General features: G+C 52.0%; 7 protein-coding genes. 3 read left to right on the forward strand and 4 right to left on the reverse strand.

From position 1 onward, the window contains the following. The first annotated feature begins 108 nt into the window (after window positions 1-108). Window positions 109-1497, forward strand: coding sequence for a tryptophanase (locus E1189_RS20460; protein WP_155163015.1), 1389 nt, complete (start codon window positions 109-111; stop codon window positions 1495-1497). A gap of 105 nt (window positions 1498-1602) precedes the next feature. On the opposite strand, the gene pflB is transcribed toward E1189_RS20460, so the two are convergent. From pflB to E1189_RS20475, 3 genes are all read right to left on the reverse strand, one after another. After that, a complete protein-coding gene (gene pflB / locus E1189_RS20465) occupies window positions 1603-3876 on the reverse strand; it encodes a formate C-acetyltransferase (protein ID WP_155163016.1) in 2274 nt (757 codons plus the stop codon). 101 nt (window positions 3877-3977) lie between these two features. Next, window positions 3978-6071: a phosphate acetyltransferase gene (gene pta / locus E1189_RS20470; protein WP_155163017.1), complete on the reverse strand. Its 2094-nt coding sequence runs from the start codon at window positions 6069-6071 to the stop codon at window positions 3978-3980. Between the two features lie 94 nt (window positions 6072-6165). Then, a complete protein-coding gene (locus E1189_RS20475; protein ID WP_155163018.1) occupies window positions 6166-6888 on the reverse strand; it encodes a helix-turn-helix transcriptional regulator in 723 nt (240 codons plus the stop codon). A 397-nt stretch (window positions 6889-7285) separates the two neighbouring features. Between E1189_RS20475 and E1189_RS20480 the strand changes: the two genes are divergently transcribed. Further along, on the forward strand, window positions 7286-7975 hold the full coding sequence (locus E1189_RS20480) for a YccT family protein (RefSeq protein WP_155163019.1): 690 nt from the start codon (window positions 7286-7288) through the stop codon (window positions 7973-7975). Window positions 7976-8031: 56 nt separating this feature from the next. Then, on the forward strand, window positions 8032-8664 hold the full coding sequence (locus E1189_RS20485) for a YigZ family protein (RefSeq protein WP_230460560.1): 633 nt from the start codon (window positions 8032-8034) through the stop codon (window positions 8662-8664). A 193-nt stretch (window positions 8665-8857) separates the two neighbouring features. Here the strand turns inward: E1189_RS20485 and E1189_RS20490 are convergent. After that, the coding region (locus tag E1189_RS20490) for an alpha/beta hydrolase (RefSeq protein ID WP_196221539.1) at window positions 8858-9568 on the reverse strand (711 nt) is incomplete at its 5' end.

A 9568-nucleotide genomic window follows, 5' to 3' on the forward strand; every position in this document is an offset into this window, starting at 1 on the left:
CTTCTTCATTTCTAATTGCCCTGTTCACCTTCGGGCTACTGTCGATAATCGAACCATCTCTGCTTTCAGCAGCGGACCCCTTATACCTCGAATAAATGGGCATAAAAAATGAAACGTATTCCAGAACCTTTCCGCATTAAAATGGTTGAACCTATTCGTGTCACTACTGAAGAGGATCGCCGCAAAGCTTTGGTAGAAGCCGGCTATAACCCTTTCCTGCTGAGAAGTGAAGATGTTTATATCGACCTGCTGACCGACTCTGGTACAGGCGCAATGAGCGATCGCCAGTGGGCTGGCTTGATGATGGGGGATGAGTCCTACGCTGGCAGCCGTAACTTCTTTAACGTGGAGAGCCGCGTAAAAGAGATGTTTGGCTACGAGCATACGATCCCGACTCATCAGGGCCGTGGTGCAGAGCAGGTGCTGTTTCCCTGCCTGATTAACAAGGCCAAAAGCGATAACCCGGTTTTCATCTCCAACTATCACTTTGATACCACTGCAGCCCATGTTGAGTTGAATGGTGCCAGGGCCATCAATACCCTGACTCCGGAAGCGCTGGACACCACGTCTTACTATGACTGGAAAGGCAATTTTAATCTGGAAGAGCTGGAACAGACCATTACCCGGCACGGTGCCGACAATGTAGCCGGTGTGATTATCACCGTCACCTGCAACAGTTCTGGTGGTCAGCCAATCTCTATGGCAAATATCAAAGCCGCCAGCGAGATCGCCCGCAAGAACAATATTCCTGTGGTGATCGACTCTGCTCGTTTCTGCGAGAACGCCTGGTTTATCAAACGCCGTGAGCAGGGCTACGAGAACAAATCCATCAAAGAGATTATCTTCGAAATGTACTCCCACGGCGACATGCTCACCATGTCCGCCAAGAAAGACCCCATGGTGAACATCGGTGGCCTGTTGTGTATCCGTGATGACAAAGAGCTGTTCCAGGCCTGTCAGACCCGCTGTGTACCAATGGAAGGCTTCGTAACCTATGGCGGCCTGGCTGGCCGTGATATGGAAGCACTGGCTATCGGTCTGGAAGAGGGTACAGATGAGGAGTTCCTGAGCTATCGCATCGGCCAGGTGGAATATCTGGGCGAGCGACTGCGGGAAGGTGGTGTGCCTATTCAGTATCCTACCGGCGGCCATGCCGTGTTTGTGGATGCCAAGTTAATGCTACCCCACATTCCCGGTCATCAGTTCCCGGCCCATACGCTGGCTAACGAACTGTATCTGGAAAGTGGTGTGCGAGGTGTGGAAATCGGCTCCCTGCTTCTGGGCCGTGATCCGGCAACCGGCGAGCAGAAACCTTCCTCTCTGGAGCTGCTGCGTTTAACAATTCCTCGTCGTGTGTATACCAACGACCACATGGATTACATCGCTGATTCATTGATTGCTGTGTATAACCGTCGCGATGAAATCAAAGGTCTGGAGTTTGAATACGAGCCTCCAGTGCTGCGTCACTTCACTGCACGCCTGAAACCTGTCGCTTAATTTCCCTATACGCTGCATGTAAAAAGGCCGCTGAGTTCTCATTAAAGAACTCAGCGGCCTCGGGTTTCACTACAAGGTTTAACGCCCGGACATCAGCCCGTGTCTTTACATGGTTTCAGTAAAGGTGCGGGTGATAACGTCCATCTGCTGTTCGCGAGTCAGGGAGTTGAAACGCACAGCGTAGCCGGATACGCGGATAGTCAGAGAAGGGTACTTCTCTGGGTTCTGCATAGCGTCTTCCAGCATCTCACGGTTCATAACGTTCACGTTCAGGTGTTGACCACCTTCACGGGCTGCTTCGTTATGGAAGTAACCGTCCATCAGACCAGCCAGGTTCTTCTGACGGTTGGTGTCGTCTTTACCCAGCGCTTTAGGAACGATGGAGAAGGTGTAGGAGATACCGTCCTTCGCGTATTCAAATGGCAGCTTGGCAACGGAGCTCAGGGATGCAACAGCACCGCTGGTGTCACGGCCGTGCATTGGGTTAGCGCCTGGGCCGAATGGCTGGCCAGCACGACGACCGTCTGGAGTGTTACCCGTCTTCTTACCGTACACAACGTTGGACGTAATGGTCAGGATAGACTGAGTAGGCACAGCGTTACGGTAAGTCTTGTGAGAAGCCACCTTCTTCATGAAGCGCTCAACCAGTTCACAGGCAATGCTGTCAACGCGGTCGTCATTGTTACCGTACTTGGGGTAGTCGCCGTTGATTTCGAAGTCTACTGCGATGCCGTTCTCATCACGCACTGGCTTAACTTCTGCGTACTTGATAGCAGACAGGGAGTCAGCAGCGATGGACAGACCAGCAATACCACACGCCATGGTGCGGAATACGTCGCGGTCGTGCAGAGCCAGCAGAGCGGCTTCGTAGCTGTACTTGTCGTGCATGTAATGGATGCAGTTCAGAGCCGTCACGTATTGAGTAGCCAGCCAGTCCATAGTGGTGTCCAGGCGAGCGTATACGTCGTCGTAGTTCAGAACGTCATCAGTGATAGCGTCAGTCTTAGGCGCGATCTGAGTCTTCAGCTTCTCATCAACACCACCGTTGATGGCGTACAGCAGACCCTTGGCCAGGTTGCAGCGAGCACCGAAGAACTGCATCTGCTTACCAACAACCATTGGAGATACGCAGCAAGCGATAGCGTAATCATCGCTACTCATGTCTGGACGCATCAGGTCATCGTTTTCGTACTGGATGGAGCTGGTGTCGATGGATACCTTGGCACAGTACTCTTTGAAGCCCTGTGGCAGTTGTTCGGACCACAGTACAGTAATGTTTGGCTCAGGGGATGGGCCCATGGTGTAAAGGGTGTTCAGGAAACGGAAGCTGGTCTTGGAAACCAGAGTACGACCGTCCAGACCCATACCACCGATGGATTCCGTTGCCCAGATTGGATCACCGGAGAACAGCTCATCGTACTCAGGCGTACGCAGGAAACGTACCATACGCAGCTTCATTACGAAGTGGTCGATGTATTCCTGAGCTTCCGTTTCGGTGATGGTACCGTTGTCCAGATCACGCTGGATGTAGATATCCAGGAAGGTGGAAGCACGGCCCAGAGACATAGCAGCACCGTTCTGGCTCTTAACAGCGGCCAGGTAGCCGAAGTAAGTCCACTGAACAGCTTCTTTCGCGTTGGTAGCAGGCTTGGAGATATCGAAGCCGTACTTCTGCGCCATGGTCTTCATGTCGCCCAGGGCACGGTACTGATCGAAGATCTCTTCACGCAGCTGGATAGTGGCTTCCAGATCTTCACCGGAGTTCATCTTTTCTTCCAGGGACGCGTGCTGAGCAGCCTTGTCCTTCATCAGGAAGTCGATACCGTACAGAGCAACACGACGGTAGTCACCGATGATACGACCACGGCCGTATGCGTCAGGCAGGCCAGTCAGTACACCAGACTTACGGCAGGCACGGATGGCTGCGGTGTAAACGTCGAATACACCCTGGTTGTGAGTCTTACGGTATTTGGTGAAGATTTCACTGGTTTGTGGATCGATTTCACGGCCGTAAGCCTTGGCAGAACCTTCAACCATACGGATACCACCGTTAGGCATGATGGCACGCTTCAGAGGCGCTTCAGTCTGCAGACCAACGATAGTTTCCAGATCCTGGTTGATGTAACCGGCATCGTGGCTGGTGATGGTGGATGGCAGCTTGGTGTCGAAGTCGAGAGGCGCGTGAGTGCTGTTCTCAACCTTGATGCCTTCCATAACCTTCGCCCACAGGGTGTCGGTCGCTTCAGTTGCGCCCGCCAGGAAAGCGTGATCGCCTTCGTATGGGGTGTAGTTCTTCTGGATGAAGTCACGTACGTCTACGGAAGTGTTCCACTCACCGTCAACGAAGCCTTCCCAGCCTTGCATGTTTTCAGTAGTCATATTATTTCCCTCGATCGCTGTCGTGCAGCGTCATAAGTCAGGGTTCTTGCTAGAGCGCTGCCCGCGGTCACAATAGCAGCCAGCGGCCCCTCACAGATTTATTAAGCCTTTTCTTCGGCTTTGGCCTGGATCGCGGTCAGGGCGATGGTGTAAACGATGTCGTCTACCAGCGCGCCACGGGACAGATCGTTCACAGGCTTGTTCAGGCCCTGCAGCATCGGGCCAACACTCACGACGTTGGCGCTACGCTGTACAGCCTTGTAAGTGGTGTTACCGGTGTTCAGGTCTGGGAAGACGAACACGGTCGCACGGCCAGCAACAGAAGAATCGGGCGCTTTGCTGCTGGCTACGGATTCAACAGAAGCGGCGTCGTACTGCAGAGGTCCGTCGATTTCCAGATCAGGACGACGCTCTTTGGCGATGCGGGTAGCTTCACGTACCTTCTCAACATCAGCCCCCATACCGGACGCACCGGTGGAGTAGCTGATCATGGCTACGCGAGGCTCAACGCCGAAGGCTGCAGCAGAGTCAGCACTCTGGATAGCGATATCAGCCAGCTGCTCAGCGGTAGGGTCAGGGTTTACAGCACAGTCGCCGTATACCAGAACCTGCTCAGGCATCAGCATGAAGAACACGGAAGACACATTGCTGGCGTCTGGCTTGGTTTTGATCAGCTGGAATGCAGGACGGATAGTGTTTGCAGTAGTATGAACAGCGCCGGAAACCAGACCATCAACGTCGTCTTGTGCCAGCATCATGGTGCCGAGAACAACAGTGTCTTCCAGCTGGGACTCTGCCATAGGAGCCGTCAGGCCCTTGTTCTTACGCAGCTCTACCATTGGGTCGATGTACTGGCCACGAACTTCGTCCATGTCCATGATTTCCAGACCTTCTGGCAGTTCAATGCCTTGGGATTCAGCAACGTTGCGAATAACGTCTGGCTTACCCAGCAGGACACAGTTGGCAATGCCACGCTCCTGACAGATAGCAGCTGCTTTGATGGTACGGGGCTCATCACCTTCAGGCAGAACAATGCGCTTGTTAGCAGCTTGCGCCTGACGCATCAGCTGGTAACGGAAAGCAGGAGGAGACAGACGCTTCTCGCTCGTCGTGGCGATCATGCTCTGCAGGGCATCAACGTTGATGTGATCGGAAACAGATTCCATCACCTGCTCAACACGCTCCAGGTCGTCGGAACGTACGGCAGTGCTCATGCGATCCAGCATGGTAGCCGTCTGGTAAGAGCCGCTTTCTACCATCACAACTGGCAGAGCGGAATCACCCAGAGACTTCTCAACCAGCGCCTGAATGCCTTCAGCAGGCTTCACACCACCGGTAATCAGCAGGCCAGCCAGAGGCACGCCGTTTTGTGCAGCCATGCAAGTGGCCAGGATGACGTCATCACGGTCACCGGATACAACAACCAGTGCGCCAGGTTTGAGCAGGTGGCTCATATTGGCTGCGGTGCGTGCACACAGAACGTAGCTGGTTACACGACGCTGTGCGATTTCACCGGCAAACAGAATCTCAGCGTTCAGCTCAGCCGCTACGTCTTTGGTACGCAGTGCAGACAGTTCACTGCGCCATGGGATGTAACCCAGAGGCATAGCCTTGGCTTTTTCCAGAGCTGGCAGAGCGTTGAATGCGTCGCCGCCAGTCTGCTCGATCATTTCTGGAGTCAGCTTGTTCAGAACATAGCCGAGGATGTTCTTGCCAGACAGACCACCGTAGTTGTCTGCAGCAATGTTCAGGTGATCAACGGTGTCTTCCAGAGTCTCTTCGTTCTGAGCCTGGCTCACCAGAATCACTTTTGCGTTCAGGTTCTTGGAGATTTCCGCGTTCAGGCGGCCCATGTAAGGAGCACTGCGGGTAGGAACCATACCTTCAACGATAACAACGTCAGCACCCGTACAAACACGGTCGAAACTGGCAACGATCTCTTCCATCAGAACATCGCGCTTGTTTGCGCCCAGCAAATCTTCTGCGCGGCTGAAGGGGATAGGATCAGCAGGCTGCTGTGCCATGGTGGCGCGCACCATTTCTACAGAATGCTCAGGGCCTGCGATTTCAGTTTGAGCGATTGGTTTGAAGAAGCGAACGCGGCAACCCAGCTTATCGAGTGCACGAACAAGACCCAGTGAAACTGAAGTCAGACCAACACCGTAGTGTGTTGGCGCAACGTAAAAAGTATGCATAATCTTTCGGGTATCCGGTCTATGACCCACTAACAGGCCCCAACAGAAACACTGCAGGGCCACCTGTTGTTAAAGTTCAGCGCCGAGCGGTTGCTCAGCAATCTCCGAGTTTGCGTTGGCGAATGTAAAGGTAAACGGTGTGTCGGGAGACACCCAGTTTCCTTGCCACCATCGGGACACTTTCCTTGATGTCGAAAATGCCCTTATCAAACAGAGACATAATGATGTGCTTATTCTTCACCTTGTTGGACAGCTGGTGATTGCTGTTTATTTCAGCAATAGTACGATCCACTGTGTTTTCCACCAGATCATCAACACTGGATGGAAAGTGGCCACTGACAGGTGCGGCGTTGTTCACGCCTTCCAGAACAAAGGCTTCCAGAAAATCGCTGGCTGGTACGCTCATGTTGATGTTGATGCACAACATGCCCACTGGCTGACCAGTATGGCTGCGAATCACCATACTTGTGGATTTAAAGAGTTGTCCGTCCTGAGTTTTTTTTGTGGCGTGACGAATATCACCGCCTTCCTGGCGAGCAATTTCATGTAACTGCTGCAGGGCTTCTACGGTTACAGGGCTATCAACATCACGGCCTGTCGCGATGCCGTTGGCAATTTTAACAACAGAGCGGGAAGGGTCTTCGAGAGAGTGCAATACGACTTCACAGAAGGAACCAAATACACTAGCAATGCCGTCTACGACCGTTTCCAATGAGTGGATTATCTTACGATCATCATCGCTGAAAGTATGGCGCCAGAGGGATACATCCTCGGACACAACTTTGTCACAGGATGAAAGGACTGCATCATCAATCATCGATATTGCCTGAAACCTAAAGAGTGGAGTGTAGGTTTATATACAGCTCTTCACGTATAATGACTGATAAGCAAGAATATATATCAGTAAATGCGAACGAGCCAATAGAGGGTCCCCCCTAACCGTAGCTCAACTATAGTTGAATGTACTGAAATTGGGATTGTTACATATCAATACTCTTTGAGTTTTTTACTTCGAGTTGAGCACTGCAGGTGACGTGTTCCACCTACACAGAATACGACAACCGACATTAAATACCTCTACAAGTGTGGCAACCACATATTACCCCCAACTTGATTTGTCCTACTGCTTTGCCACATGTCCTCAGGCGTGATATACCGCCTCACTAAACCTTTTCAACGCGTCAACATAGATACGTATATTTCTGGAGTAGTAGATGAATTTTGTACGATTGCTTGCTATGGCTGCATCCCTTGCTGCCGGTTCTGTATGGGCTGCTGACCTCACGGTTGCTAACAATCTGGATATTCATGTGGTGAATGGCCAGAAATACAATGCTCCTGTCAGCCTGTTCGCTGGGAAAAATGTAATTGATCTGGGTGCAGGTGACCAACAGCTGGTTCTGCGTGTATCGGATAGTTTCGGCACCAGAAACTCTCAGGAACTCTACAAATCTGAATATTATGTACTGACATTCAAGACTAAAGGGGATGAAAAACTCAACATATCCGTGCCAGCCATGCATAACATCAATCAGGCTCGTCAGTTCGATGAAACCTCACCGTTCATGCTGAAAACAGATGACGGCAGCGCTGTTCATTTTGAAAAGGCCGTGCTGAAGAAAGATGGTATGCAGCTGTCCCGTAACCTTGTGAACGAGTTGAAAGAGTTCAACGCCACCGGCAACCCGGCAGCTATTGAGTCCCGTGCACCTTTCGCCGCTCTGATGATGAACAGTGCCGATGCCGGCAAGCTGCCAACACAGGTCGGCACCCAGGAACGTATGGGCGAAGTACTGATGTCTGAGCAGATGCTGCACTACTGGTTTAAACAGGCTGACCCACAGACCCGCCAGCGCTTCCTGGACTGGGCTGCCCGCTCTGTACAGAAGACCGCACAGAAGTAAGATATGATTATCGGTCTGTTCCTTTCGCAGTGAGCAGACCGGCACAACACTTTCTAATGGCTTCCCATTTCATGACATCCGACGCCTATCCCATTCCCGCAGTCACAGCTCAAACTGAAGAAACCATCAAGAAAAGCCGTTTCATCACCCTCATTGCCCACACTCCCGGCCGAGAGAACGCACAGGCCTTTATTGAAGCTGTCCGTCAGGCGCATCCCGACGCCCGTCATCACTGCTGGGCGTTTATTGCTGGCACGCCAAAGGACGCGCAACAGTGGGGGTTCAGCGACGATGGTGAACCATCAGGTACAGCAGGTAAACCGATTCTTGCTCGCCTCGAAGGTTCAGGAATAGGGGAGCTATGTGCCGTTGTCGTACGTTATTCCGGCGGTATCAAGCTGGGCACCGGTGGCTTGGTAAGAGCTTATGGAGGCGGTACAGGTGCAACGCTGGAGGTACTGGATACCATAGTCAAGGTTCCCCAGTCTGAGTTGCATATCAACTGTCAGTACCATCAGTTAAACGACATTCAGCATGTGTTAGCACAACATGGCGGTTCTGTGATCGACACCGTTTACGGCGAAACCCTCACTCTGCATCTCTCTTTACCGACTCAGACTCTATCAATGTTCAAGAAACATCTGCACAGCCACTTTAAAGGCCAGCTTTGCTTACCAGAAGACGATTAAAGGCCCACCTTCTACACCGCCCTCACTGGCAACTTTCCGGCAGCCAGTGTAGAGAGCCTATATCTGTGCAGGCCTGCCTGACGCAATTCTGGCAGATATGAGAGCAGCCGCAAACCGCTTTCTCGATGCCCGACATCAACGAGTCGAGCGTGAGTACGAGCTGCTCAAAAAAGTCGTGTCACATTAAGAAGCGCTAAAGTTTTTTTTGCAGCCAGGTCAGGTAACGTTGCCGAATAGCTTCACATTCATTCACCAAGTGGTGCTGGCCTTCTGGAATATAGAGAACGTCCACTGACTTATACAGCCGCTCATACACCGGCATATTATGCCGCCAGTCCACAGTCCCATCTTTCTGCCCCTGAATAATTAGCGCATCAAAACCACAGGGGCTGGCAATAGATTCGATTCTTTTGATCCACCGGTTCATGGCACCTACCCAGCCCACCGGTAAGACCCGTGATTGCAACGGTTCCTTAGCCAGAAACTCAAGAAACTCCTGGTCGCTGGAATTATTGGAGCGAGAGCGAGGAATACTGGAAATAAAGCGCCGCACCAGATTGTATTGAATACGCCCCCAACGCCACAGCACAGGACGCACCAGCGGCGCAAACAAAATCACTTTGCCAATAGGATACTCACCCCTTGAGCAACGCTCACCAGCCAGTAGCTCGGAAATCACTGCTCCGCCCATACTTTGCCCACTCAGGTGGAAAGGCTCGGGCAACTGTGCATTTTTACACCAGCCTAAACATAAGCGAAGTACTCTGGTGTAAGAGCTGAAGGAATCAATGTTAACGCGATCACCGCAGGATAACCCGTGACCAATCTGGTCATAGGCAAACACAGAAAACCCCTGTTCCAGATAAAAGCGGATGATGTGACCATAAAGGCCCACATGGTCAAA

This window comes from Parendozoicomonas verongulae, from assembly GCF_009711465.1.
GTDB classification, from domain to species: domain Bacteria; phylum Pseudomonadota; class Gammaproteobacteria; order Pseudomonadales; family Endozoicomonadaceae; genus Sansalvadorimonas; species Sansalvadorimonas verongulae.

Excerpts from the sequence above, each read along its gene's own strand:
- E1189_RS20475 (WP_155163018.1), bottom strand. The coding sequence starts at position 6,888 with ATGATTGATGATGCAGTCCTTTCATCCTGTGACAAAGTTGTGTCCGAG.
- E1189_RS20460 (WP_155163015.1), top strand. The coding sequence starts at position 109 with ATGAAACGTATTCCAGAACCTTTCCGCATTAAAATGGTTGAACCTATT.
- pta (WP_155163017.1), bottom strand. The coding sequence starts at position 6,071 with ATGCATACTTTTTACGTTGCGCCAACACACTACGGTGTTGGTCTGACT.
- E1189_RS20485 (WP_230460560.1), top strand. The coding sequence starts at position 8,032 with ATGGCTTCCCATTTCATGACATCCGACGCCTATCCCATTCCCGCAGTC.
- pflB (WP_155163016.1), bottom strand. The coding sequence starts at position 3,876 with ATGACTACTGAAAACATGCAAGGCTGGGAAGGCTTCGTTGACGGTGAG.
- E1189_RS20480 (WP_155163019.1), top strand. The coding sequence starts at position 7,286 with ATGAATTTTGTACGATTGCTTGCTATGGCTGCATCCCTTGCTGCCGGT.